General features: G+C 70.3%; 20 protein-coding genes and 2 pseudogenes. 2 read left to right on the top strand and 20 right to left on the bottom strand.

The window, feature by feature from the left end:
• Window positions 1-3: 3 nt before the first annotated feature.
• The 17 genes and pseudogenes from nadA to ABFB10_RS21345 all read right to left on the bottom strand — a co-directional run bounded on the left by nadA (window position 4) and on the right by ABFB10_RS21345 (window position 17,447).
• A complete protein-coding gene (nadA, locus tag ABFB10_RS21425) occupies window positions 4-1,056 on the bottom strand; it encodes a quinolinate synthase NadA (protein WP_347168267.1) in 1,053 nt (350 codons plus the stop codon).
• Window positions 1,057-1,226: 170 nt separating this feature from the next.
• Window positions 1,227-1,595, bottom strand: a complete 369-nt coding sequence (locus ABFB10_RS21420) for a chorismate-binding protein (protein ID WP_347168611.1) — start codon at window positions 1,593-1,595, stop codon at window positions 1,227-1,229.
• Between the two features lie 28 nt (window positions 1,596-1,623).
• Window positions 1,624-2,139 (bottom strand): annotated as a pseudogene (locus tag ABFB10_RS21415) (chorismate-binding protein); the annotation flags it as partial.
• A 256-nt stretch (window positions 2,140-2,395) separates the two neighbouring features.
• On the bottom strand, window positions 2,396-2,713 hold the full coding sequence (locus ABFB10_RS21410) for a Dabb family protein (protein ID WP_347168266.1): 318 nt from the start codon (window positions 2,711-2,713) through the stop codon (window positions 2,396-2,398).
• Window positions 2,714-3,183: 470 nt separating this feature from the next.
• Window positions 3,184-7,074 (bottom strand): amino acid adenylation domain-containing protein, encoded by a 3,891-nt coding sequence (locus ABFB10_RS21405; protein ID WP_347168265.1) that lies wholly within the window; start codon window positions 7,072-7,074, stop codon window positions 3,184-3,186.
• On the bottom strand, window positions 7,071-7,313 hold the full coding sequence (locus tag ABFB10_RS21400; RefSeq protein ID WP_347168264.1) for a phosphopantetheine-binding protein: 243 nt from the start codon (window positions 7,311-7,313) through the stop codon (window positions 7,071-7,073). Before ABFB10_RS21400 ends, ABFB10_RS21405 begins: the two co-directional genes overlap by 4 nt.
• A complete protein-coding gene (locus ABFB10_RS21395; RefSeq protein WP_347168610.1) occupies window positions 7,310-7,669 on the bottom strand; it encodes an AMP-binding enzyme in 360 nt (119 codons plus the stop codon). Before ABFB10_RS21395 ends, ABFB10_RS21400 begins: the two co-directional genes overlap by 4 nt.
• Window positions 7,670-7,819: 150 nt before the next feature.
• Window positions 7,820-8,858, bottom strand: a pseudogene (locus ABFB10_RS21390) (AMP-binding protein); the annotation flags it as partial.
• 144 nt (window positions 8,859-9,002) lie between these two features.
• Entirely contained in the window at window positions 9,003-10,367 is a 1,365-nt protein-coding gene (locus ABFB10_RS21385; protein WP_347168263.1) for a YncE family protein, read from the bottom strand.
• A gap of 195 nt (window positions 10,368-10,562) precedes the next feature.
• The gene (locus ABFB10_RS21380; protein WP_347168262.1) at window positions 10,563-11,267 is read right to left on the bottom strand and encodes an alpha/beta hydrolase; all 705 of its coding nucleotides are present in this window, start codon (window positions 11,265-11,267) and stop codon (window positions 10,563-10,565) included.
• Window positions 11,180-11,470, bottom strand: a complete 291-nt coding sequence (locus ABFB10_RS21375; RefSeq protein WP_347168261.1) for a hypothetical protein — start codon at window positions 11,468-11,470, stop codon at window positions 11,180-11,182. The genes ABFB10_RS21380 and ABFB10_RS21375 overlap by 88 nt, the downstream gene beginning before the upstream one ends.
• On the bottom strand, window positions 11,467-12,432 hold the full coding sequence (locus ABFB10_RS21370) for a TRAP transporter substrate-binding protein (protein WP_347168260.1): 966 nt from the start codon (window positions 12,430-12,432) through the stop codon (window positions 11,467-11,469). Before ABFB10_RS21370 ends, ABFB10_RS21375 begins: the two co-directional genes overlap by 4 nt.
• A 13-nt stretch (window positions 12,433-12,445) precedes the next feature.
• The gene (locus tag ABFB10_RS21365) at window positions 12,446-13,717 is read right to left on the bottom strand and encodes a TRAP transporter large permease (protein ID WP_347168259.1); all 1,272 of its coding nucleotides are present in this window, start codon (window positions 13,715-13,717) and stop codon (window positions 12,446-12,448) included.
• Window positions 13,711-14,253, bottom strand: a complete 543-nt coding sequence (locus ABFB10_RS21360; RefSeq protein ID WP_347168258.1) for a TRAP transporter small permease — start codon at window positions 14,251-14,253, stop codon at window positions 13,711-13,713. The genes ABFB10_RS21365 and ABFB10_RS21360 overlap by 7 nt, the downstream gene beginning before the upstream one ends.
• Window positions 14,254-14,323: 70 nt before the next feature.
• Window positions 14,324-15,400, bottom strand: coding sequence for a TonB-dependent receptor domain-containing protein (locus ABFB10_RS21355; protein ID WP_347168257.1), 1,077 nt, complete (start codon window positions 15,398-15,400; stop codon window positions 14,324-14,326).
• Window positions 15,384-16,505 (bottom strand): TonB-dependent receptor plug domain-containing protein, encoded by a 1,122-nt coding sequence (locus ABFB10_RS21350; RefSeq protein ID WP_347168256.1) that lies wholly within the window; start codon window positions 16,503-16,505, stop codon window positions 15,384-15,386. The genes ABFB10_RS21355 and ABFB10_RS21350 overlap by 17 nt, the downstream gene beginning before the upstream one ends.
• 459 nt (window positions 16,506-16,964) lie before the next feature.
• Window positions 16,965-17,447, bottom strand: coding sequence for a MarR family winged helix-turn-helix transcriptional regulator (locus tag ABFB10_RS21345; protein ID WP_347168255.1), 483 nt, complete (start codon window positions 17,445-17,447; stop codon window positions 16,965-16,967).
• Between the two features lie 92 nt (window positions 17,448-17,539).
• Between ABFB10_RS21345 and ABFB10_RS21340 the strand changes: the two genes are divergently transcribed.
• Window positions 17,540-18,415 carry an EamA family transporter gene (locus ABFB10_RS21340; protein ID WP_347168254.1) on the top strand — a complete coding sequence of 292 codons (876 nt, stop codon included), beginning with the start codon at window positions 17,540-17,542 and terminating at the stop codon, window positions 18,413-18,415.
• A gap of 517 nt (window positions 18,416-18,932) precedes the next feature.
• Window positions 18,933-19,991: an LLM class flavin-dependent oxidoreductase gene (locus ABFB10_RS21335; protein WP_347168253.1), complete on the top strand. Its 1,059-nt coding sequence runs from the start codon at window positions 18,933-18,935 to the stop codon at window positions 19,989-19,991.
• On the opposite strand, the gene ABFB10_RS21330 is transcribed toward ABFB10_RS21335, so the two are convergent.
• From ABFB10_RS21330 to ABFB10_RS21320, 3 genes are read right to left on the bottom strand one after another with little or no spacing between them, the layout of a single operon-like run.
• On the bottom strand, window positions 19,943-20,929 hold the full coding sequence (locus tag ABFB10_RS21330; RefSeq protein ID WP_347168252.1) for a hypothetical protein: 987 nt from the start codon (window positions 20,927-20,929) through the stop codon (window positions 19,943-19,945). The genes ABFB10_RS21335 and ABFB10_RS21330 overlap by 49 nt on opposite strands.
• The gene (locus ABFB10_RS21325) at window positions 20,926-21,699 is read right to left on the bottom strand and encodes an ABC transporter ATP-binding protein (protein WP_347168251.1); all 774 of its coding nucleotides are present in this window, start codon (window positions 21,697-21,699) and stop codon (window positions 20,926-20,928) included. Before ABFB10_RS21325 ends, ABFB10_RS21330 begins: the two co-directional genes overlap by 4 nt.
• A complete protein-coding gene (locus ABFB10_RS21320) occupies window positions 21,696-22,826 on the bottom strand; it encodes a FecCD family ABC transporter permease (protein ID WP_347168250.1) in 1,131 nt (376 codons plus the stop codon). The genes ABFB10_RS21325 and ABFB10_RS21320 overlap by 4 nt, the downstream gene beginning before the upstream one ends.
• Between the last annotated feature and the right edge of the window lies 1 nt (window position 22,827).

Genomic DNA, 22,827 nt, shown 5'->3' with positions numbered 1-22,827 from the left:
GGATCAGCCGGACAGCTTCCGCGACAGGTCGATCATGCGCTGCACGGCAACCCGGGCCTTGTCGGCGACGGCGGGGTCGACCTCGACCGCGCCTTCCATCCTGTGCAGCGACCAGAGCACCTTTTCCAGCGTGATCTTCTTCATGTAGGGACACATGTTGCAGGGGCCGACGAAATCGACATCCGGCAACGCGTCCGAGATATTCGAGGCCATCGAGCATTCGGTTACCAGCATCGCCTTCTCGGGCCGCTCGGCGGTGACATAGTCGATGATGCCGCTGGTCGAGCCCGAGTAATCGGCCTCGGCCACCACGTCGGGCGGGCACTCGGGGTGGGCGATGATGCGGGTGCCGGGGTTCCATTCGCGGAAGTCGCGCAGGTCCTGCGCGGTATACTGCTCGTGCACGATGCAGGAGCCGTCCCACCAGACGATGCGCTTTTCCGGCACCTGTTGCGCGATGTTCTGCGCCAGGTATTTGTCCGGGGTCATGATGACCGTGTCGCCCTCGATCCCGCGGACGATCTGGGCGGCGTTCGACGAGGTGCAGCAGATGTCCGAGGCGGCCTTCACCTCGGCGGTGGTGTTCACATAGGTGACCACCGGCGCGCCGGGATACTTGGCGCGCATCTCGGCGATGCCCTCGGCGGTGATGCTTTCGGCCAGCGAACAGCCCGCATCCATGTCGGGGATCAGAACCGTCTTGGCCGGGTTCAGGATCTTCGAGGTCTCGGCCATGAAATGCACGCCGCATTGCACGATCACGTCGGCCTCGACCTTGGTCGCCTCGATGGCCAGCTGCAGGCTGTCACCCACGACGTCGGCGATCCCGTGATAGATCTCGGGCGTCATGTAGTTGTGGGCAAGGATCACCGCGTTCCGCTCGGCCTTCAGCCGGTTGATGGCGGCGACATAGGGCGCGAAGACGGCCCAGTCGGGCGGCGCCACGACGCGGTCCATGCGGGCATAGATCCCGGACATCTCGGCGGCGAGATCGGTGGAAGGGGCGAGATCGTAGTGATCGGCGAGTTCGGCGCGCAGCGCGATCTGATCGAGCAAGAGCGGGTATCCTCAGGTTCTGGCCTGCGCCCGGCAGGGCGCGACCGCACGCGGGAGGCGCGGGCTAGAAGCTGTCTACGGGCCGCATGACTTAAGGGCAAGCAGAGGCGGACGGAAAATTCCACGGACAGCCTCCCTCCTGTGAGAGGCCCGCGTACCCGGTTCCGGTGTCACGTCGCGGCGCAGGGCTGCGGTTCCAGCGCGTTTCCGGCGGCGAAACGGGCCTTCAGAAGGCATTCCGCGTATTCCGAGCCCACCTCGGGATCGTAGACGACGCCGCCGCCCACATTGAAGACCGCCTCGCCGTCCTCGTAGAGGCTGAGCGTCCGGATCGCCACGTTGAACCGCATCCGCCCGGCGGGCGAGACAAAGCCGATCGCCCCGCAGTAGATGTCGCGCGGACGCGGCTCCAGCCCGCGCAGGATCTGCATCGCGCGGATCTTCGGTGCGCCGGTGATCGAGCCGCAGGGGAAAAGCGCCGCGAAGATATCCGTGACCGTTAGGCCCGAGCCGCAGCCGCGCCCGGATGCGGCTGACAAGCTGGTGCACGGTGGGGTAGCTTTCGATGCGGAAGAGTTCCGGCACGGACAGGGACCCCAGTTCGCAAATCCGCGAGATGTCGTTGCGCAGCAGGTCGACGATCATCAGGTTCTCGGCCTGGTTCTTCTCGTCGTTGCGCAGGCATTCGGCAAGGGCGGCATCTTCCTCGGGGGTTGTCCCGCGCTTGATGGTGCCTTTCATCGGGTGGGTCTCGATCCAGCCGTCCTCTCCGACCTCGAAGAACAGCTCGGGCGAGCGCGACAGGATGACCGGGCCGCCAAGCTCGACCAGGGCGGCATAGCGCACCGGTTGCCGATGGGTCATCGCGTCGAAGAGGGCCGCAGGATCGCCCTGCCACCGCGCCGTCACCGGAAAGGTCAGGTTCGCCTGATAGCAATCGCCCGCGCGCAGGTGCTGGTGGACCTGCTGGAACCGGGGGGCGTAGTCGTCGAAGGACCACCCGGGCCGGAAATCCGTCAGCGCCGGGGCCTCTTGCCCGCGCGCCCTGACAGGCCCGTTTTCGGGCGCATCGAAGACACCCATCAGCACCAGCGGCACACGCCGTCCCTCCGGCATATGGTCCTGCAGGGCCGGCTCCAGCGCATAGCCCGCCTCGTAGCTCACGTAACCGGCGCACCACTTGCCCGCGGCCCGCGCGCGTTCCATCCGGGCCAGCGCGTCCGCCACCTCGCCGGCATGATCGGCGCGGATCACCTCGGCGGGTGCGGCAAAGCGCATCTCGGTGCCCGCCAGATCGTCGCGCAGCACGATGCGGGCGCCGCCGTCCCGGGATCCGGCGTCAGTCCGTGTCATCGGGACGGGTGATGGCTTGGGTCTGGTCGTAATTCACCGCGAAGCGCAGCTCGCGCAGGGGTTTCACGTCGCGGATCGACTGCGCATAGGTTTCATGCGCCTTGTAGGCCGCCAGCGCGGCCTCGTCGGCGAATTCGCCATAGACCACCACGTCGATTTCCTTGCTGGTCGGGTCCGACTTCTTGTTCAGCGCGATTTCGAGGTGCTGGGCATGCGGGATGCCTGTCAGCTTTTGCAGCCCCTTGCGGATGGCCTCGATATTGCCGTCGTTCCGGGCGGTGAAGAAGACGATGTGACGGATCATGTTACCCCGGTCTGGTTCTGCAAAGATGCGGATCTCTCTGGCGCGCGGCCCGGATTCTTCCGTGCAGCGACTTGTAAGCCCTGCGTCGCGTCGTTCAACCGGATAGTGTGTGGATGCAAGCGCGCGCCCTATGCCGGGGCCATGGGTTTCCGGGCCGCAAGAGCCAGCCGTCCGGGCCCCGGGCGGGCGAGGGTCGCCGCCTGCCCCGCGCCGCCGAGGCAGCGCGCGCGGTTCGCTCGGGACAGGCAAGCGCGCTTCCGCCGTCCCCCCGTGCGCCGCGCCAAAAGCCGGAAAGCGCCCCGAAATCCGGTTGTTGCGCCGGAGCGGTGGCGCTTGCATGGTGACATCCGAAAAGGTTGCGACCGGCCTCACCGGCCTCACCGGCCTCACCGGCCCGCGCGACGGCCCGCGCGACGGCAGCGGCGATGGCTCGGGCCGTTTTGATCGCCCGGCCCATCCCAAGCGGTCCCCTACCCCGATGCCTGCAAAGGCCGCCCTGCCATGTCGGCGGTGATCCGCTCCGCCATCCCGGGCAGGATCAGGTCGCCGTGGCGGCAATCCAGCCTCAGGACGTCGACGTGCGCGGCATAGGGCCGCCAGAGGTCCGGGTGCCGGGTGCCGGTGCCGAGGTCGCGCAGGGCGGTCACATGCTGCAGCGGGGCTTTCACCCGACGCTCTCGATGGCGGCGCACAAGGGCGTTGGTGGCCTGAACCGAGCGGATCACCCCCTCCTGAACCGAGTGGGGCAGCAGGGCGAGCGGATGCGCCCGGTCGCGCAGGAAGCCGAGGATCGCGGCGCGCGTCACGAGGTCCGGGTGATCCTCGGGATCGTGCCCGGCCATGGTCAGCAGCGCCCGCAGGGCGGTGGTCTCGTCCGGCTCGGGCTCGGCCCGCCAGCAGTCCGAGGGATAGGCGTCCAGCAGCACCAGCCTGTGCACGGTGCGGTCGCGGGCCTCGGCCTCGGCGGCCATGGCATGGGCGATGATGCCCCCAAGCGACCAGCCCAGCAGCGACAGGGGGCCTTCGGGACAAAGGCCTTCGACCCGGTCGAGGTACAGCCGCGCGAGCGCGTCGAGGCTGTCGGGCGCTGCTTGCGTGGGGTCGAGCAGCGGCGATTGCAGGCCGATCACCGGGGTCTCGGGCCAGTGCTGCGCCAGCGCCCGGGCAAAGCCGCGGTAGCACCATGCCAGCCCGCCCGCCGGGTGAACCGCAAAGACCGGCGCGGCGGGGCCGCGCGACAGATGCAGCACCGGGCCAAGGCCGGCGTCGGGGCGTTCAGAAGACGGGCCCCGGCTGTCCAGCCGCCGTGCCAGATCCGCAAGCACCGGGTTTTGCAGGATCGCGCCAAGGCCGGGGTCATGGCCCAGTTCCTCTTCCAGACGCAGGGACAGGCGCACCGCCCGCAGGCTGTCGCCGCCCGCAAGGAAGAAGTCGGTGTCGGCAGAGGGCTGGGACGGCAGGCCGAGGATCTCCGCGAAGAGGCCTGCCAGAAGCCGCTGCACCGGCCCTTGCGGCGGCACATGGCCGGGCGTCGTGGCCTGCGGCGCGGGCAGGGCCTTGCGGTCCAGCTTGCCGCTGGGGGTCAGGGGCAGCGCCTTCAGCGACACCAGATGCGCGGGCAGCATCGAGGACGGCAGGCGCGCGGCAAGGTCGGCCCGGATGGCCTGCACCGATACGCCCGGTTCGGGCACGATATGCGCCACAAGCTGCGCGCCCCCTGCCCCGTCGCGCCGCACCGAAACGGCGGCCTGCCGCACCAGCCCGCCGTCGCGCAGCGCCTGCTCGACCTCGGCGGGTTCGACGCGCACGCCGCGGATCTTCACCTGCCCGTCCGCGCGCCCGAGGAAGGTCAGGCAGCCGCTGGCATCCGAGGTCGCGAGGTCCCCGGTGTCATACATGCGCTCGCCGGGGTGGAAGGGGTCGGGCAGGAAGCGCTCTGCCGTCAGTTCCGGCTGGCCGAGGTAGCCGCGCGCCAGCTGCCGCCCGGCCAGCCAGAGCCGTCCCGGCGTGCCATCCGGCACCGGGCGCTGGCGCGCGTCCAGCAGGTAGCAGCGGGTGTTCCAGACCGGGCGCCCGATGGGCAGGCTGCCGCCGTCGCCCTCGCCATCGCCCTCGCGCGGCGGCGCGGTCTCTTGCGCGGTAACGTCCACGGCGGCCTCTGTCGGGCCGTAAAGGTTGTGCAGCGCGCCGTCGATGCGGTCGTGAAAGGCGCGGGCCAGCGCGCGCGGCAGTGCCTCGCCGCTGGCGAAGACCCGGGGGATGGTCAGCCCCTGCGAGGCGGGCGCGGCAAGGAACAGCTCCAGCATCGAGGGCACGAAATGCATGGCGGTGATGGCGTGCCGCGACACCAGCGCCGCCAGCGCCACGGGATCGCGATGCGCCTCTGGGGGCGCCACGACCAGCGTGGCACCGGACAGGAAGGGCAGGAAGAACTCCCAGACCGAGACGTCGAAGGTCGCGGGGGTCTTCTGCAGGATGCGGTCGCCGGGGCCGAAGCCGTAGGTCTCGCGCATCCACAAGAGACGGTTCACGATGGCGCGGTGTTCGACCACCACGCCCTTGGGCCGCCCGGTCGAGCCGGAGGTGAAGAGCACGTAGGCCGGATCTGTGGGCCCTGCCGGGACAGGGTCGCAGGGGCCCTGCAGGTCGCCCACGGCCAGCACCGGCACCCCGCCCGCAAAGCCCGGCTGCGCGAGGATCGCCGCCGGGTCCGCCCGCGCCACCATGTCGGCGCGCCGCGCGCTGCTGTCCTCGGGGTCGAAGGGCACATAGGCCGCGCCAGCGCGCAGGACCCCCAGCAGCGCCACGATCAGGTCGACGGAGCGCGGCAGCGCCACGCCGACAAGGCTGCCGGGGCCGATCCCGCGCGCCGCAAGGCCAGCGGCGACGGCAGCGCTGCGGCGGTCGAGCGCGGCGTAGTCCAGCGTCTCCGCGCCGAAGACCAGCGCGGGCGCCCCGGGTGTGGCGCGCATCTGCGCCTCGATCAGGGCGGTCAGGGTGGTTTCGGGCACCGGGTGGGCGGTGGCGTTGCGGGTCCGGATCGCGGTCGCCTCTTCAGCGCCGGTCAGGGTCGGCACCTCCGCAAGACGCGGGGCAGAGACCGCGCGGCTCAGGAAGGCGGCAAGACGGGCGCCATGGGCCGCGACCTCGGGCCGGGAGTAAAGCGCGTCATTGCCGTCGACCTGCACAAGCAGGCCAGTGTCCGGATCTCCCCGGAAGCAGAAGGTGACGTCGTCCACCGATCCGGCGCCGGTGATCTGCAGGCGCGTGTCGCAGCCTGCAAGCCTCGGGCAGGCGTCGAAGGGCAGGATATTGACCAGCGGCCCCCACAGCCTGCGCCCGCCGCCGATCCGGCCAAGGTCGCGCGCCAGCACCTCGCCCCGGTAGCGACCATTGCGGCGCATCGCGGCCAGCTGCGCCCCGGCCCCCGCCAGCCAGGAGGCCAGCGGCGCGTCCTCGTCCACCGAAAGGTGCAGCGGCAGCACGTTGACCTGCGTCGAGACGGTGCGCGCGGTCCGGCCCATGCGGTTCTGCAGGGGGATGCCCAGCACCGCCGAGGCCCCTTCCCCGGTCGCGACAGAGGGCAGGTGGCGCGCGACATAGGCCCCGGTGAGCGCGGTCAGAACGTCCGTCCAATGCACACCGGCGGCCTCGGCGAGGCTCTGGACCCCGCCGCTGGCCGCAGCGGGCAAGGCCCGTTCGGCGCGGTGAAACCAGAGGCCCGCAGCGGCCCCCTGCCCGGTCGCGGGGCTTTCGACCTCGGGCAGATCGGCCAGCGCCGCGTGCCAGAAGCTGCGCTGGCGCGCGCGGGCGGGCGCGCTGGCAAAACGCGCGTCGTCCTCCAGCGCGCGGGCGAAGGGGGTCAGCGCCTCGCCGGGGTCGGTGCCCGCGACATGCGCCTCGTAGAGCGCGGCAAGTCGCTGCGTCACCTGCACCATGGCCTGCCCGTCGGCGGCGATGTGGTGGATGCGCTCCGACAGGATGTGGTGCGCGGCCCCCAGCCGCCAGAGCGTGAACCCCGCGAGAGGCCCGCGTTCAAGGTCGGTCGGGCGCTGCGCCTCGGCCATGATCTCGGCCATCACCGTGGCTTCGGTGGCGCCCGAGCGGTCCATGACCAACAGCCGGGGCGCGGCTTCAGGGTCGATGCGCTGTTCCGGCCCGTCGCGGCCCGCGCGGACCCGCAGCGACAGGCTTTGCGCCTCGGCGCCCAGCTGCGCCACCGCCTGCGCCATGGCGCGCGCGTCCAGCGGCCCGCGGATATGCAGCGCCTGCCCGGTCATGAAGACCGGGCTTTCGGGGGTCAGCGCCTGCGCGTACCAGATGCCCGCCTGCGCCTCTGTCAGCGGCTGCCAGGTGGTCACTGCGCCGCCTTTGCGATCTGCCAGAACTCTTCCAGCGTTTCGCATTCATACAGCTTCGACGAGGGCAGCGAGGGCTGGATGTTCTCCCAGCCCACCAGCAGCCGGATCAGCGCGATGGAATCCAGCCCCAGATCGCCGAGATGTTCGTCCACCGGCACCTCTTCCGGGCCAAGGTCCAGCGCTTCGGCGATATCGGCGCGCATCCGGTCCAGCGTCAGGGCTTCGGTCGTCGCGGTCATCTCTGTGTTTCCTTCTCTTCGGCCAGCACTTCGGCGCGCAGGATCTCGCGCAGCTGGCGGCGGCTGATCTTGCCGACGGCGGTGGTGGCGAAGCCGTCGACAAAGCGGATCTCGTCGGGGATCTTGAAGGCGGCCACCTCGCGCCCGCGCATGTAGCGGCGCAGGCTGGCGGCGCTCGGCGCCGCGCCGCGCGGCTGGACGAAGGCGCAGGCGCGCTCTCCCAGCCGGGCATCGGGGATCGAGACGACCACGGCATCGAAGACCGCCTCATGGCCCAGAAGCAGGTCCTCGACCTCTTCGGCGCTGATCTTCTCGCCGTTGCGGTTGATCTGGTCGTTGGCCCGGCCCTGCACCACCAGATGCCCGGACGGCAGGCGCAGGACGATGTCGCCGGTGCGGTAAAAGCCGTCCCCGGTGAAGCTGCGGGCGTTGGCAGAGGCGTCGTCGTGATAGCCCCGGATCGTGTAGGGGCCGCGCGTCAGCAGGTTGCCGGGCTGGCCCTCGGGAACCGGGTTGCCCGCGTCGTCGAGGATCAGCACCTCGTCGCCTTCGCTGATCGGGCGGCCCTGCGTGCCGGTAACAAGTGCGTCCGGGTCCTCGGCGCGGGTGTAGTTCACCAGCCCCTCGGCCATGCCGAAGACCTGTTGAAGGCGGCATCCCAGCAGGGGCGCCACGCGCCGCGCGCTTTCCGGCAGGAACTTGGCGCCGCCGACCTGTAGCGTGTCGAGGCTGGGAATGTCCGGGGCCTGCGCCTCGGCTCGCTTCCAGCCACAAAAGCGCCAGCGGCGGGACGAGGCCGGTGATGGTCACCCCCTCGGCCCGGATCAGGCGGAAGGCCTCCTGCGGCATCGGCGCGGGGCACAGCACCACGCGCGCCCCGGCGTACAAGGCGCCGAAGGTGCCGGGCGAGGACATGGTGAAGTTATGCGCCACCGGCAGCGCCGCCATGTAGACGCTGTTGGCGGTGATGCCGCAGATCGCGTTGCTGGCGCGGATCGAGTAGAGGTAATCGTCATGGGTGCGCGGGATCAGCTTCGGCAGCCCGGTCGAGCCGCCGGAAATCTGGCAGAAGGCCACGGCCTGCGGATCGGGGTCGGCGGGCAGCGTGGCGGGATCGTCCGCGACGGTGTCGAGCGGCAGGGTGCCCTCGGGCGCCTCGCCCGCCACGATGACATGGGCAAGGCCGGGCAGGTCCGGCTTCAGCGCCACCGCCATGCGGGCGTGGTCGTGCCGCTCTATGCGGTCCTGCACGATGACCGCCCGCGCCTGCGCCCTGCCCGCAAGATGCATCAGTTCGGTGCGGCGGTGCGCGGGCAGCGCGTAGACCGGGATCAGCCCCGCCGCGAAGGCGCCGAAGACCGCCTGAAAGAAGGCGGGCGTGTTGCCGATCTGGACCAGCACGCGGTCGCCCGGTTCCAGCCCAAGCGCCAGAAGCCCCGCGCCGAAGCGGCGGGCGCGGGTGTTCAGGTCGGCGTAGCTCCACCGGGTTTCGCCGCCGATGATGGCGATGCGGTCCGGGTGCGCCTCTGCACGGGCGCGCAGCATGGCGGGGAAGGTCTCTCCACGCCAGTAGCCAGCCGCGCGGTAACGCGCGACGAAGGCCTCGGGCCGGGTCTGGGTCGGTCGGGTCATGGGCGGGCTCTTGTCAGGGACGTGGGGGGCGCGCCCGAAGGGCGGCCCCCGGTCGGTTTACTGCGCGGCGACGCGGGTCAGGCTGCCGGTGCCCTGATCCACGACGAAGACATGGCCCGCGCCATCCGTGGTCAGGTGGTTTGGCGTGGCGCCGACCTCGAGGTTGGCGATCAGCGCGCCCTCGGCGTCCAGCACCGCCACGGCATTGCCACCCCGGACGGCGACATAGACATGGCCGGTGGCGGGATCGACCACCGCGTTCAGCGGGCTGGCGCCGACATTCACCTGACGCAGCACCGCGCCGGTGGTGCCGTCGAGCACGCTGACCATGTCGTTGCCCTGCGCCACGGTGTAGACACGGCTGCCATCCGGGCTGGCGGCAAGACCGATGGTCCCCTTGGAGCCGTCGACCGGCCAGACGGCGGTCTCCTCGCCGGTGGCGAGGTCGATCACGGCGACCTCTTCGCTGCGCAGCGAGGCGACGAAGAGCTTGCCCGCCTCGGCGGCCAGCGACAGGCTGGCGGTGGTGAAGTCCTGCCCGCGCCGCGACGAGCTGAGCGCGATCGGCTCCAGCTCTTCAAGGCTTTCGGTATCGAAGACATGCACCGTCGGCTCGAAGGTGGCGGTGACGTAGACCTTGCCGTCGTGGTGGACCGCATCGCGCGGGTGACCCACGGTGCCCGGCTCGAACTGCTTGAGCAGGCTCAGGTCGTCAGAGGCATAGACCGCGACGGTGTCCTGCCGGGTGTTGGTGACCCAGACCTGCCCCGGCGCCACGCCAAGGCCGTAGACCGCAAAGAGGCCGCCGTCAGACCCGTCCTGACGCGCGGGCGCGGCCTCGGGCGCGGTGCGGGCGATGACCTTTAGCGTGGCAGGGTCCAGCTTCACCAGTTCGGATTCCCTGACCGGCGGACGGCCAACGGCGCTGGTCACGAAAAGTGCGCCCTCGCCCACGGCGACCTGGTAGGGGCGCGTGGCCACCTTGGCGACCTCGAGATCATAGGCCCCGGCATTGACCCGGTACCGGGCACGGCAGAGACCTTCAGCTCCATGACCGTGGCAAAGGGGGCCTCGCCGCCAAGCTCCACCACCACCGGGTAGACGCCGGGCGCGGCGCCCTCGGGGATGGTGACCTGCGCCTGAAGGCCGCCCTCGGCATCGGCGGTGAAGGGCGAGCCCTCCAGCACCTCGCCGCCCTGCCGCAGGGTGACGGGCTGGTTCGGCGCAAGGCCGCGGCCCTCGGATCATCGCTTGACCGCCCGCGACGATCGGACCACGGTCGGGACCCGAGGCGCCGATGCGTCCGTCGAAGGCACCAAGGCCCGCGAAGGGCTCTGCCGCGACGGCACCGGCGGCGGCGATCATCAGGGCGGACAGGGCAACGCCGCGCGTCCAGCGTCCGGAAAGGATTTTCTGTGTCATCTCATAGCCTTTGTCAAAGCCGGGCGGGGCGCCCGGTCTGGTCACTGTTGTCCCCGTTTGGCTTCAGCAAGGCTGTGGCTTCTTCGCTGTGCCCCGGTGGTCCGGGACATGGCGCGAGGCCGGGTTGCAGCCTCTGGATCAGGGGCCTGCGCGGCCTGCGGGCCCGCGCGGCTGTGGTTCTACGGCCCGTCAGCGCTAATCCGTCGCGGAAAAGGCGGCGTTCAGCGTCGCATCGACCGAGGCGCCGAAGCTTTCGCCGTGGCTGAGACCCGGAAAGGTGGTCACGCCGCCGGGAATGCCTGCCGCGCGCAGCGCCGCGTCCAGCCCCTGCAGGGCATCGGGCGGCAGGGCGGCGCGCATCTGCACCAGCTTCTGCGCATTCGGGTTGGCGGGGCTGCTGGCGCGCTTCCGTTCCTGCCCGCCGTGGTGCAACTCCAGCCTGCGGGACGACCAGCGCCCGGCTTCGATCTGCGCGGTGATGCGGATCAGGAAATTCCCGTGATCCCACCAGAGCGACGGGCTGGCGCTGACGTAATGGGCAAAGGGCGCCTCGGGACGGCTGGCGGCGTAGAGCACGAAGAGCCCGCCGTAGGAGTGCCCCCAGAGCGTCGACTGCGACAGGTCGATGGGCGCGATCCGGGCCACGCGCGGCAGCACCGCCTCCGAGATCTGCGCAAGGAAGTCCGCCGCACCGCCGCCGGGGCGACCGCGCGGGTCCTCGACCGGGCCGCCGTCGGAGCCGGGCGGGGTGTAGTCGCGGGCACGCTCAGCGGTGGCGTAACGCTGGTCGGTCCGGTGGCCCAGCGTCACGATCACCGCGGGGTTGTCCTGCGGCAGGCCCGCAAGCCGCGCGTCGGTGAGGCGGTCGAGAACGGCCCCGCCATCCAGCAGGAATACCACCGGAAAGCCGCCTTCGGGCGCCGGGCCATCGGGCACCAGAACGCCGATGCGATGCGCGGCGCCCCCGGTGCGGGCAGGTCGAAGTCATGCACGCTCACCTCCGTCGAGCCGGTGTCGAGGATCGAGGGCCCCAGAGGCTCCATCGAGGGTTGCGCCTGCGCCCCGGCGCAGAGCAGGGCCAGCAGCGCCGCAAGCCGGATCATTCCGCCGCCTCCCGTTCGAGGTCTTCCAGCAGCGGTGCCTTCTGGCGCCACTCGGCGTACCACGCATCCACCGCCGGGCCGAACCAGTCGCGCCCGACCGAGATCACCGGCACCCCGGCCTCGCGCAGGCCTGCCAGTGAGGCGGCGTCGATCTCGCCATAAAGCGCCACCATCCCGGCGATCTGCCGCGCCATGATGTCCTGAACCACCGCGCGGTCGCCCTCGGCCATGGCCTGCCACTTGCGGGCGGAGGCTACGGCGGCCATCGGGAAGATCATGTGCCGCGAGTCGATCACGGTGCCCGCATGGCGCCAGTAACCCGCGTTCCATGTGCCTTCGTGGTCGATCTGCATGGCGTCCACCTGCCCGTTCGCGAAGGCGTCGAAGAGTGCGGGCAGCGGCATCGGCGTGGGGGCGGCGCCCAGCCCGGACCAGAAGTCCATCTCGGGCGCCAGCGGCACGGTGCGGATGCGCTGGCCCGCCAGTTGCGCCGCGCCGCCCTCTGCCGTGACCTCGGCGGCGGTCACCACCTGCCGCATCCCCGCCATGCCCCAGCCCAGCCCGCGCAGGCCGAATGCGCCCATCCGGTCCAGCAGGGTCTGCGCCACCGCGCCTTTCAGCAGCCGCGCGGCGGTCTCGGTATCCTGCGCAAGGAAGGGCGCGTAGAAGATGCCGAAGTCGTCGTCGCGGTTGGCGAATTCCGCCGCCGTCAGGAAGGCGAAGTCGATGGCACCGGTCTGAAGCTGCTGCAGCATCCGCGCCTCGTTCCCCAGCTGCCCCGAGGGCATCACGAGGATATTGACCCGCCCCTCGGTCGCCTCGGCGATCTCTGCGGCGGCGGCCTGCGCGGTCTGCGTCCACTGGTGCGCGGGCGGGGTGATCAGGCCCAGCCGGTAGTCTTCGGCCCCTGCGGGCAGCGCGGCCATCAGGGCAAGGGCGGCAAGGGATATGCGACGGATCATGCGGGTCTCCGGTTCATTGCAGAAGGCGCAGCGGGCCAAGCGACAGCCCGGGCCAGAGGGTCAGAAGCGCCAGCACGGCCAGCACCCCGGCGAGATAGGGCAGCAGCAGCACCGACAGCCGCCCGGCGGCGACGCCGGTCTGTTGCGCGGCGGTATAAAGCCCGACCCCCACCGGCGGCGTCAGCAGGCCGACGGTCAGGTTGATGCAGGCGATCAGGCCAAAGTGGATCGGGTCGATGCCATAGAGGTCGGTGGCCACCGGTTGCAGCACCGGCACCACGAGGATCAGCGCGGGCAGCGGGTCGGTGACGGCGCCCATGCCCAGAAGCAGCAGGTTCAGCAGGCAGAGGAAGACCAGCGGGTCGTCGGTCAGCGTCGCCATGCGCGCGGCGACCTGGGCGGGCAGGTTCTCCCAGGCGGCGACCCATGCATAAAGCCCCGCGGCGGCGATCAGGAAGAGGATGGCGGCGCTGTTGCGGGCGGTGACGGTCAGCGCGGGCCAGAGGGCGCGCAGCGGCAATTCGCGGTAGACCAGCGCCCCCACCAGCACGACGGCGAGGATCGCGACCACCCCGGCCTCGGCGGCGGTGGCGAGGCCGGTCAGGATGGCACCGATCATGGCCCCGGGGATGGCCAGCGCGGGCAGCGCCCCGGCCAGCACCTGCAGGCGCGGCGCTTGGGGTGAAGGGGCGGCGGGAAAGCGCCCGCCCCGGCCCTGCCAGAGCGTCACCAGCACCAAAACGCCAAGGATCGCCAGCCCCGGTCCGATCCCGGCCAGGAACAGGTCGCCGATCGGAACCTGGGCGATGACCCCGTAGACGATCAGCAGCATCGAGGGCGGCAGGACCGGCGCCAGCAGCCCCCCGGCGGCGGTCAGCGCGGCGCTGGTGTCGCGGGGGTAACCGGCGCGGGTCATCTCTGGCACCGCGAGGCGGGACATCAGCGTGATCTGCGCCACGGTCGAGCCGAGGACCGCCGCCATCAGCGCATTGGCCAGCAGCACCGCCTGCGCCAGCCCGCCGCGCATCCGCCCCGTCGCCAGCGCAGCCAGTGCAAACAGCCGCCGCCCCGCACCGCTGGCGTTCATCAGCTCTCCGAGCAGGATGAAGATCGGCAGCGCCAGCAGGCCATAGCTTTCGACGCCCTGAAACAGTTGCTGCGGCAGGCTCAGCAGCAGCACGGCATTGCCGCCCAGCACGATCTGCGCGACGGCGCCCGCGATCATGGCGAAGGCCACGGGCATCCCCGCCAGCAAGAGCACGGCAAAGAGCAGCAGGCTCAGCACGCGCGCGCCCCCTGCCCCGCCAGCCTGAGGGCGACATGAATGATCGCGCCCAGCGTGGCCGGGACCATCGGCAGCCAGAACCAGATCTTGGCAAGGCCCAGCGTCATCGTCGGCTCTGTATAGGTGAAGTTGAAGCTCTCCTGCGCCAGCGCCGCGCCGGATCCCGCCGCGATCAGCCCGACCGGGTCGAGCCAGGTCCAGAGACAGGCGGCGAAGCCCAGCAGAAGCAGCAGCAGGGCCGCGTCGACGGCCCGCGCCAGCCCGCGCCCGGCGCCCTCGCCCAGCCGCGCGCGCAGCAGGTCGACGGACAGATGCCCGCCCTCGGCCAGACAGGCCGCCGCGCCGAAGAAGGCGGCACCCGCCATGGCAAGGACCGCCAGTTCGTCGGCCCAGACCAGCGGCTGTCCGAGGCTGCGCATCGCGGCACCGGCGGCCATGCAGGCCAGCATGACGCCCAGCAGGCCCGCCGACAGCGCGGTCTCGACCCGTGCGAGACGGGCGTCGAGGCGGCGCAGGCGATCCGGGGGAAGGGTCATGGCGGTGTCTTTCGGTGAGGTGCCGCCGCCCGGTCCCCCGGACGGCGGCCTGTCGTGGTCCGTGCCCTGCTCAGAAGGTTTTCGTCAGCCCGACATAGAAGGCCCGCTCGGGCTCGTTATAGGTGTTCGCCCCGTCGCCCGACCGCTTGATCGAGGTGTTGAAGATGTTGGTCGCCCCCGCCGACAGGTCGAAACCGTTGTCGAATTCATAGGTCATGGCGAGGTTCCACAGGGTATAGGGATCGCGGTCCTGCAGGTCGCCGTTCGCGCCACCCGTCGTGGCACTGTAGGGCGAGGCCTCGATCTTGCCGAAGTGGGTGAAGGAGGGGATGACCGTCAGCCGGTCGGTCGCCTGCCACGACAGCGAGCCGTTGATCGTGTACTCCGGCACCAGCGACAGCGGCGCCTTGATGGTCGCGCCGCCATCCAGCGGGATCTTCTGCTCGGAGTCGATCATGTAGGTGCCGTTGATGGCCAGGTCGAAGCGGTCGCCCAGCGGCATGGCAAAGCTGCCCTCGACGCCCGAGACCACGGCTTCGGGCACGTTGTCCCACTGGAACATGTTGTAGGTGGTGCCACCGTCCGTGAACGAGCCCAGACGCGTCGTGCTGGACTGGATCTTGTCGCGGTAGTCGTTGTGGAAATAGGTCAGCGTCGCGTTGATGCCGTTGGCCCCGGCATAAGCGATGCCGATTTCCTTGTTGATCGAGGTCTCGGGCTTCAGGTTGTCGTTCCCCAGCACCACGCACTGGCTGTAGCGGTCCAGATTGCCCGCGCCGTCGATGTAGTAGGGGCAGCCGTTGCCGCGGGTCCGGTAGACGTATTGCTCGGACATCTGGTAGAGGCTCGGCGATTTGAACGCCTTGGCGATGCCGCCGTTGATCGTCCATTCCGGCGTCAGCGCGTAAGAGGCGTTCAGACCGCCCGACCAGTTGTGGCCGAAGCTGTCGGCCCAGTCCAGCCGCACCGAGGGGGTCAGCGTCAGCCGGTCCGTCGCCTCGATATTGTGCTCGTAGTAGAGACCGACGTTCAGCTGCTCGGTCACCGGATCGTTCTGGTCGGGGTCGGCGCTGGTGTTGCCGTAGTCGAAGCTGATGCCATTGGCGGTATAGTCCGACAGGTCCAGCTTTTCATAGCGCACCTCCATGCCCAGCGTCAGGGCAGAGGGCCGGTACGAAGACGGTGCGGTCGAGGTAAAGCTCGGACTTGCCCGACACGATGTCCAGCACCGCCTCGTCCCAGTCGCTGTCGCTGTTGATCGCGCCTTCGCCGCCGCCGTTGAGCCCCTCGGACAGGCGGCGGTTGTTGGTGCGCTCGTACTGGACGAAGCTCATCAGCCCGCCCCATGCGTAGTCGCCGGTATGGGTCAGCGCGAAGGTCTTGCGCTCCATCACGTTGGTCTCGGCGCCCTCGTCGGCAAGGCTGTCGGCGAAAGAGGTGCCGCCGTCCGTCAGGCCGCTGCCCAGCAGCACGTCACCGGCGTAGATATTGCCCTGCCGGGAGTAGCCGAATTCGAGGTCGACCTTGTCGGTGTCGGTCGGCGTCCAGCTGAACAGCAGGGTGGCGTCCTTGTTCACCACACCCTCGACCCCGGCGGGGTAGCTGCAGGCCACCTCGTTGCCGCTGCGGTCGGTGCAGACCTCGCCCTCGACCGTCTCGGCGTTCAGCTCGGGGTCGTCGCCCTCGGTCTTGTTGTAGCTTGCGGTGAAACGCAGCGCGACGTCGCTGTTCAGCCGCTTGGCCCAGAGCAGGTTGTAGCGCTGGGTGGCCCCTTCCTGATCGTTCTCGGGGACATTGAACTTCATGCCCAGTTGCAGCAGGTCTTCCTCGGGGGCCTTGGTGATGATGTTGACCACGCCACCCGCCGCGCCCGACCCGTAGCGGGCCGCCGCCGGGCCACGGATGACCTCGATGCTTTCCACCAACTCGACCGGCACCCAGTTGGTATCGCCGCGGGTGTCACGCTCGCCGGACCGGCCCTGCTTGACCGCGGTGCGCGACAGAACCGGCTTGCCGTCGATCAGGATCAGGACGTTCTCCGGCCCCATGCCGCGGATGTCGATCTGGCGCTGGTTGCCGCGCTGGCCCGAGGGCGAGGTGCCCGACAGGTTCACACCCGGCATCTTGCGGATGATCTCGGCCACGTCGTTGACGACGGGCTGTTCCTTCAGATCCTCTTCGGTGATCGTCGAGACCCCGAGCGCCTGCTTGATCTGTTCCTCGGCGGTCAGGACGATGGTCCCGAGTGCCATCGAGCTTCCGTCTGGCGCCGACTGCGCGACCAGCGGGGTCGCAAGGGCCGTCGACATCAGGAAAAAGCCGACCCACGGGCCAGCCGTCCACGCGTGGATGCCATGCTTTGTCCTCTCGTTCTTCGAGTTCTGGAAAAGCTGGCGGAAAGCTGGCCGATATGTGCCGACATCGCTGGCAGGCCCGTTGCCCGGGTCGCATTGGCGCAGGATGGTCGATTTTGGCTTGTTGATCCGGCGGGATACCCGGCTGCAGATCGTTCGCTAGGTGTGTCAATGCCGTTTTGCAAGGGCAAGCACAAGCGAAAAAGCCTGCTGCGCTCATGTAATCCTGTGGCGCCTGTGTGTTTCAGGCGGGCAGGACAGACCGGACCCGCGCGATCAATGCAGCCCTGCTGCCGGTCCGACGGCCCCCTTTCGGGACTTTTTTGCCGGGATGCACCCCGTTTCCGGGACCGGAGGCTAGTCGCCCTCCCCGACGCTTTCCAGCAGGGCGCGCAGCAGGGTATCGAGCCGGGCGATATCCTGATCGGAAAGCCCTGACAGCAGGGCCGCCTGCGTCTGGACATGATCGGCGATCGCCCTGTCGATCAGATCGAAGCCTTTCGGGGTCAGCTGCACCACCGCCCGGCGGGCGTCTGCCCTGTCGGAGGTCCGCGTGACCAGCCCGGCCTTGGCCAGTTGCTCGATCCGGTTGGTCATCGTGCCCGAGGTGATCATCATCGAGGCCATCAGCGCGCCCGGTGACAGCGCATGCGGCGGCGGCGACCGGCGCAGCGTGGCCAGCACGTCGAATCCGGCGGCGTTCAGCCCGTGGCGCGCAAAGGTCTCGGCCATGCGGCGCGACACGTGGTGCGAGACTCGCGACAGCCGCCCCAGCGGCCCCATGGCCCCGACATCGAGGTCGGGGCGCGCCTGCCGCCATTGCTCCAGTATCCGGTCCACATCATCCACCGTGGCAGGGTAGCGGAGAGTTATCTTGACATCAAGAGATGTGCATTTATCTTGAAGTCGAGATAAAATGAGAGGAGGCCGTCATGGCCCGCAGAACCGACCTGATCCTGACGGCGCTCGCCCCGGCGATCTGGGGCAGCACCTATATCGTCACGACCGAGCTTCTGCCCGATGGCTACCCGATGACGGTGGCCATGCTGCGGGCCTTGCCCGCCGGGCTTCTGCTGCTTGTCGTGACCCGCAGCCTGCCGCGCGGCATATGGCTGGCGCGGTCCTTCCTGCTGGGCGCGCTGAACTTCTCGGTCTTCTGGTGGCTGCTTTTCGTGGCCGCCTACCGCCTGCCCGGAGGTGTTGCGGCCACGGTGGGGGCGGTCCAGCCGCTGGTCGTGCTGTACCTGTCGAAACTGCTGCTGGATCAGGGCATCCGGCCCGCCGCCGTGATCGCGGGGATCGGCGGGCTTCTCGGCGTCGGGCTGCTTGTCCTCACCCCGGGCGCGGCGCTTGACTGGGTCGGCCTGCTTGCGGCCCTTGGCGGGGCGATCTCCATGGCGTTCGGAACGGTGCTGACCCGCAGATGGCAACCGCCGGTGCCCGCGCTGACATTCACCGCCTGGCAGCTGACCGCGGGCGGCCTGCTTCTGCTGCCGGTTGCCTTTCTGGTCGAACCCGCCCTGCCGCCGCTCGACACCGCTGCGGTATTCGGCTTTGTCTGGCTGGGGCTGATCGGCGGCGCCGCCACCTACTTCCTGTGGTTCCGGGGCATTGCCCGGCTGGACCCCGCGACCGTCGCGCCGCTTGGCCTGCTCAGCCCCGTCGCCGCGACGCTGCTGGGCCTTGCGATCCTTGGCCAGACGCTGAGCGCCGTCCAGACCATCGGCATGCTGCTTGTGCTGACGAGTGTCTGGTGCGCACAGCGCGCCCAGTTGCAGGCCGCCGCCCCGGTGGCCACGCGGGCCTGACGGGGCGGAGGGCGGCGCCCCCGCGCGCCGGAAGACCCCTTGGCGGGATCGGGTCGCCCGGTCATCCGGTGCGGCGCCATGGCGCCTTCGGGGCGGACGGGAATGCCACGCGCCGCCCGAACCCCGCCCCGACGCCGACCGGCGCGGCGCGCGGTTGAGACGGCGCATGACCGCCTGACGGAACCGGCCCCGGTCCGGCCTTCTGGCCTGCGACCGCTTGCGGCTTGCAGGACCTCCGGTCTGCGGCTACCCCTCGGGGGCCTTCGGGTCCGCCCGGGCCGAAAGGACCGGGCCACGGCGGGGGCGCTGCCGGGGTGCCTGTGCAACCTTGAAGCCACAGCTCCCGTCAGCATCGCTGGCCCGGGGGCAGAAACAGAGGCCGGGCGCAGCAGGGCCGCGCGGCAAAAGACCCGCCACAACGGCGAAGGTCAGAAGGCCGGACCGGGACCGGCTAGGGAGCGTTACGCATGGGCTTTGCACCACCAGAGCAGCCGAGATCCCCATCGGGCCGGGCACCATGATGCAAGACGCGCAAAGGCTGCGTTTCGATCTGGCGGGCTTTGCCCGGGACGGGACGCTGGGGGATCACGCGGCGCTGATGCGGCTGGTGGAACGGGCCGATGCGCAGGGCTATGGCGGGATCTGGTTCAACGAGTTCCATTTCCGGCGGACCGGCCTGCCCTATCCGCACCTGCCGCTGCTTGGGGCAGAGATCCTTGGCCGGACCCAGCGGCTGCGCTTCGGGACCTCGATCCTCGTGCTGCCGCTGCACCACCCGCTGATGCTGGCGGAACAGATCGCGCAGCTGGATTTCCAGAGCGGCGGGCGGGTCGATGTCGGCATCGGTCGCGGCACGGAACCGGCGACCTTCAACAGGCTCGGGATCGATCCCGGCACGGCCCGGGACCGGTTCGTCGAGGCGCTGACGGTGATGCTGCGGGCCTGGACGGAGCCCCGCGTCGCCTCTGACGGTCCCGCCCGGCCCTTTGCGGAAACCGAGGTCGGGCCGCCGCCCGTGCAGCGCCCGCATCCGCCTGTCTTCGTCGCCGGTGTCTCGGAAGAGACGGTGGCGGTGGCCGCGCGGCATGGCTTTCCGCTGCTTCTGAGCCTCGAGCCGAACGAGTCCCGCCAGATTCCCGTTTTCCGGGACGCGCTCAGGCGCCTTGGCGCAGGGCCCGGGCCGATGGCGGCCTCTTCGCTGTCGCGCTACGTCCTGCCCGCACCCAGCGAAGCGGCGGCCATGGCCGCGCTGGACCGGCTGACCGAGGTGCTGAATGCCCGGCGCGCCGCGCGGGCCGCCGAGCGGGGCCAGCCCCCTGCCCCACCCCGCGACCGGGCCGCGATGCTGGAGGGCTTTGCCATTGCCGGGACGCCCGAGGCCTGCCGCCAGCAGATCGAGGCGCTGATCGCCCGCACCGGCTGCCGCAACCTGCGCTGCTTCTTCGACGCCAACGGGCTGATCCCGATGCCCCGTGCAGAGGCCGCCATGACGCTGTTTGCCACCGAGGTCATGCCCGCCTTCGAAGGCTACCGCGTGCCGCCCGTGCCGGACCTGCTCGCCGGGGCCGGGAACTGACCCGCCGGGCTAGCGGACCGGGGAAGCTGCCAGTCGGCCAGCAGATCACCTGTCGGACGCTCGGCGAATTTCTTTTCCTGCGAGGCGCGGATCTCGGCGGGTTTCTTCAGCGGGCAGCCGCCGCAATAACCCTTGTGCGGGGCCTTGTAGGCCAGTGCAACAGGTCCCGCGCCGGAAGGCGATGCCCTCGGCCCCGCCCGAGGACAGGTGCAGCATCTCGCCCGCCCTGCCCTGACCGGCAAGGCTGTCGCCCGCCCGTTCGAAGAGGTCCAGTGCCGATCCCGGCGGTTCTGGCCCAGCGGCACCGTGCTGTGCGCGTCGATCCATGTCAGGATCAGCCCGATCTGCGAGGTCACCGCGCCCTTGGCCAGCAAGCCGCCAAGGCGGTACTGCGCCCTGACGCGGTCATGCAGGGGCAGCAGGTGCTCCGCCAGCAGCAGCCGGATCGCGGCGCCTGTCAGATCGCCCGAGGCCGCGCCTTCGGCATCGGGCAGCCTGTCGTGCGGCAGCCCGGTCATGCGCGGTTCGCGCAGGGCCAGCGCCGAGGGGCGCCCGTCCGCGCCGAAACGCAGCAGCACGTTCCCGGCAGAGATATCGGGCAGACGCCCGAACAGAACCCATGCCGCCAGCAGCGGCGCGGCCACCCGGTAGGCGTAGGTCTGCAGGAACAGGACGGCGCCGGCCTTCGCATCCTCGACCCCGGCAGCCCGGCCCCGGGCCGCCACCTCGCCTGCAATCTCCGCGTCAGACAGGGCCGTTGCCGCAAGCCAGCCGTCGCGGTGCTCTGCCCCGCTGACGACAAACCGCTCTCCCAGCTGCCCGACCACCCGCATGGTCTCTGCTAAGGTGGTGGGACGGTTGGGCCAGTGCGGTGCGGGCAAGGCCTCTGCCATTGCCCGCACCGGCGTGACCTGGAATCCGGGGCCTTCGTCCCTCATGCCCGCACCTCGAAGGGCGCGATCACCGGCGCATCGCGCAGCTGGCCGATCTCGGCCTCCACCCCGTAGGTCTGGCGGATGGTCTGCGGGGTGAGGGCGGTTTTCCACGGCCCCTCGGCCACCAGCCGGCCTTCGTGCAGCAGCGCGATCCGGGTCGAGAAACGCGCCGCCAGAGACAGGTCGTGGATCGCGACGATGACCCCGACCCCGCGCACGCGGACCTCGTCCGCCAGCAGGCGCAGCGTCGCAAGCTGGTTGCCGATGTCCAGCGCGCTGGTCGGCTCGTCCAGAACGATCAGCGGCGTCTGCTGCGCCAGCGCGCGGGCCAGCATGACCCGCTGACGCTCGCCGCCGCTGAGCGCATCCATGGTGCGGAAGGCCAGCCCGGCAAGGTCAAGCCGGTCGAGAACGCTTTCCACCACCGCGATATCCCCGGCCCGGGGCCGCGTGCCCATGTAGGGCGTGCGCCCCAGCAGGCAGGTATCGAAGACCGTCACCGGAAAGCCGTCCGGCGGTCGCTGCGGCACATAGGCGATCTGCCGGGCACAGGCGCGCGCCGACAGGCTGCGCACGGGCTGGCCGCCCAACAGGACCGCGCCGCGATCCGGGCGGGACTGGCCCAGCAGGGCGCGCACCAGCGTCGATTTGCCCGCGCCGTTCGGACCGATCAGGCCAAGGATCTCCCCCGGCCCGACAGAGAGGCTGACCTCGTCGAGGACGGTGCGCCCGCCGATCCTTTGGCACAGGCCCCCGGCCTGAAGCGTGGTCATGCGAAGGTCTCCCGTTTGCGGGAAATGACGAGGTGCAGGAACATCGGCACACCCACGAAGGCCACGACGATCCCCACCGGCAGGACGGTCGGGCTGAAGGCCAGCCGCCCCACGGTGTCGGCCACCAGCAGCAGCGCCGCGCCGCAGATCGCCGCGAAGGGGATCAGCAGGCGGTGGTCGCCGCCGATGATCATGCGCGCCAGATGCGGGCCGATCAGCCCGACAAAGCCGATCACCCCGACAAAGCTGATGACACCCGCCGCCGCCACGACCGACAGCAGGATCGCCGTGACCCGAAGCCGGGGCACGTTCATGCCCAGCGACTGCGCCACGTCGTCGCCCGCCACGGTCAGCGCGTTCAGCTGCCAGGCCTTGCGCTGCATCACCGGCAGGATCACCGCCAGCAGCACCGCACACAGCCCCACCGCGTCCCATTGCACGCCGTTCAGGCTGCCGAAGGTCCAGTGCACCACGCGGGCCAACTGTTCTTCGGTCGCGACGAACTGCACCGCCGCCGTCATGGCGCTGAACAGATACATCAGCGCGATCCCGGTCAGGATCATCGCCTGCGCCCCCATGCCCCGCCACCAGGCCAGCGAGAAGACGCAGACCGCGCAGAGCAGCGCGCAGGCAAAGGCCGAGAGCGGCACGAAGTAGACCCCCGCCGCCTGCACGCCGACGCCGAACATGATCGCGACAGAGGCACCGAAGCCCGCCGCCGAGGACACGCCGATGGTATAGGGGCTGACCAGCGGGTTGCGGGTGATGGCCTGCATCAGCACGCCCGACACCGACAGCGCCGCCCCGGCGACCATGGCCATGACCACGCGCGGCAGGCGCAGGAACAAAAGGACGCGGGCGGCCTGTTCATCCTCTACCAGATCGAGGTGACCGAAGCTCAGCCGCTCCAGCACCACCAGCGCCAGCGTGCCGATGCCGGTTTCGTTGATGCCGCGCACCGCCACCGCCGCCGCGGCCACGATCAGCAGGACGAAGGACAGCGCCACGACCGTGGCGCGCCGCCTGCCGGACGCGCGATAGAGATCGCCGACAGAGGCGGCGGTGGCGACGGTCGGAGTGGCGCTGGGGGCGGCCTGCACCGCCCCGCCTGTCGACAAGGTCCGCATG

This window comes from Ponticoccus litoralis (assembly GCF_039769985.1).
Lineage (GTDB): Bacteria > Pseudomonadota > Alphaproteobacteria > Rhodobacterales > Rhodobacteraceae > Ponticoccus > Ponticoccus litoralis.
Note: the sequence above shows the minus strand (reverse complement) of the source record. Positions and strands in the feature narration are given on the sequence as shown.

Excerpts from the sequence above, each read along its gene's own strand:
- ABFB10_RS21410 (WP_347168266.1), bottom strand. The coding sequence starts at position 2,713 with ATGATCCGTCACATCGTCTTCTTCACCGCCCGGAACGACGGCAATATC.
- ABFB10_RS21400 (WP_347168264.1), bottom strand. The coding sequence starts at position 7,313 with ATGACCGCGACGACCGAAGCCCTGACGCTGGACCGGATGCGCGCCGAT.
- ABFB10_RS21385 (WP_347168263.1), bottom strand. The coding sequence starts at position 10,367 with ATGACACAGAAAATCCTTTCCGGACGCTGGACGCGCGGCGTTGCCCTG.
- ABFB10_RS21375 (WP_347168261.1), bottom strand. The coding sequence starts at position 11,470 with ATGATCCGGCTTGCGGCGCTGCTGGCCCTGCTCTGCGCCGGGGCGCAG.
- ABFB10_RS21370 (WP_347168260.1), bottom strand. The coding sequence starts at position 12,432 with ATGATCCGTCGCATATCCCTTGCCGCCCTTGCCCTGATGGCCGCGCTG.
- ABFB10_RS21360 (WP_347168258.1), bottom strand. The coding sequence starts at position 14,253 with ATGACCCTTCCCCCGGATCGCCTGCGCCGCCTCGACGCCCGTCTCGCA.
- ABFB10_RS21355 (WP_347168257.1), bottom strand. The coding sequence starts at position 15,400 with ATGGAGGTGCGCTATGAAAAGCTGGACCTGTCGGACTATACCGCCAAT.
- ABFB10_RS21350 (WP_347168256.1), bottom strand. The coding sequence starts at position 16,505 with ATGGCACTCGGGACCATCGTCCTGACCGCCGAGGAACAGATCAAGCAG.
- ABFB10_RS21340 (WP_347168254.1), top strand. The coding sequence starts at position 17,540 with ATGGCCCGCAGAACCGACCTGATCCTGACGGCGCTCGCCCCGGCGATC.
- ABFB10_RS21335 (WP_347168253.1), top strand. The coding sequence starts at position 18,933 with ATGATGCAAGACGCGCAAAGGCTGCGTTTCGATCTGGCGGGCTTTGCC.
- ABFB10_RS21330 (WP_347168252.1), bottom strand. The coding sequence starts at position 20,929 with ATGAGGGACGAAGGCCCCGGATTCCAGGTCACGCCGGTGCGGGCAATG.
- ABFB10_RS21325 (WP_347168251.1), bottom strand. The coding sequence starts at position 21,699 with ATGACCACGCTTCAGGCCGGGGGCCTGTGCCAAAGGATCGGCGGGCGC.
- ABFB10_RS21320 (WP_347168250.1), bottom strand. The coding sequence starts at position 22,826 with ATGCGGACCTTGTCGACAGGCGGGGCGGTGCAGGCCGCCCCCAGCGCC.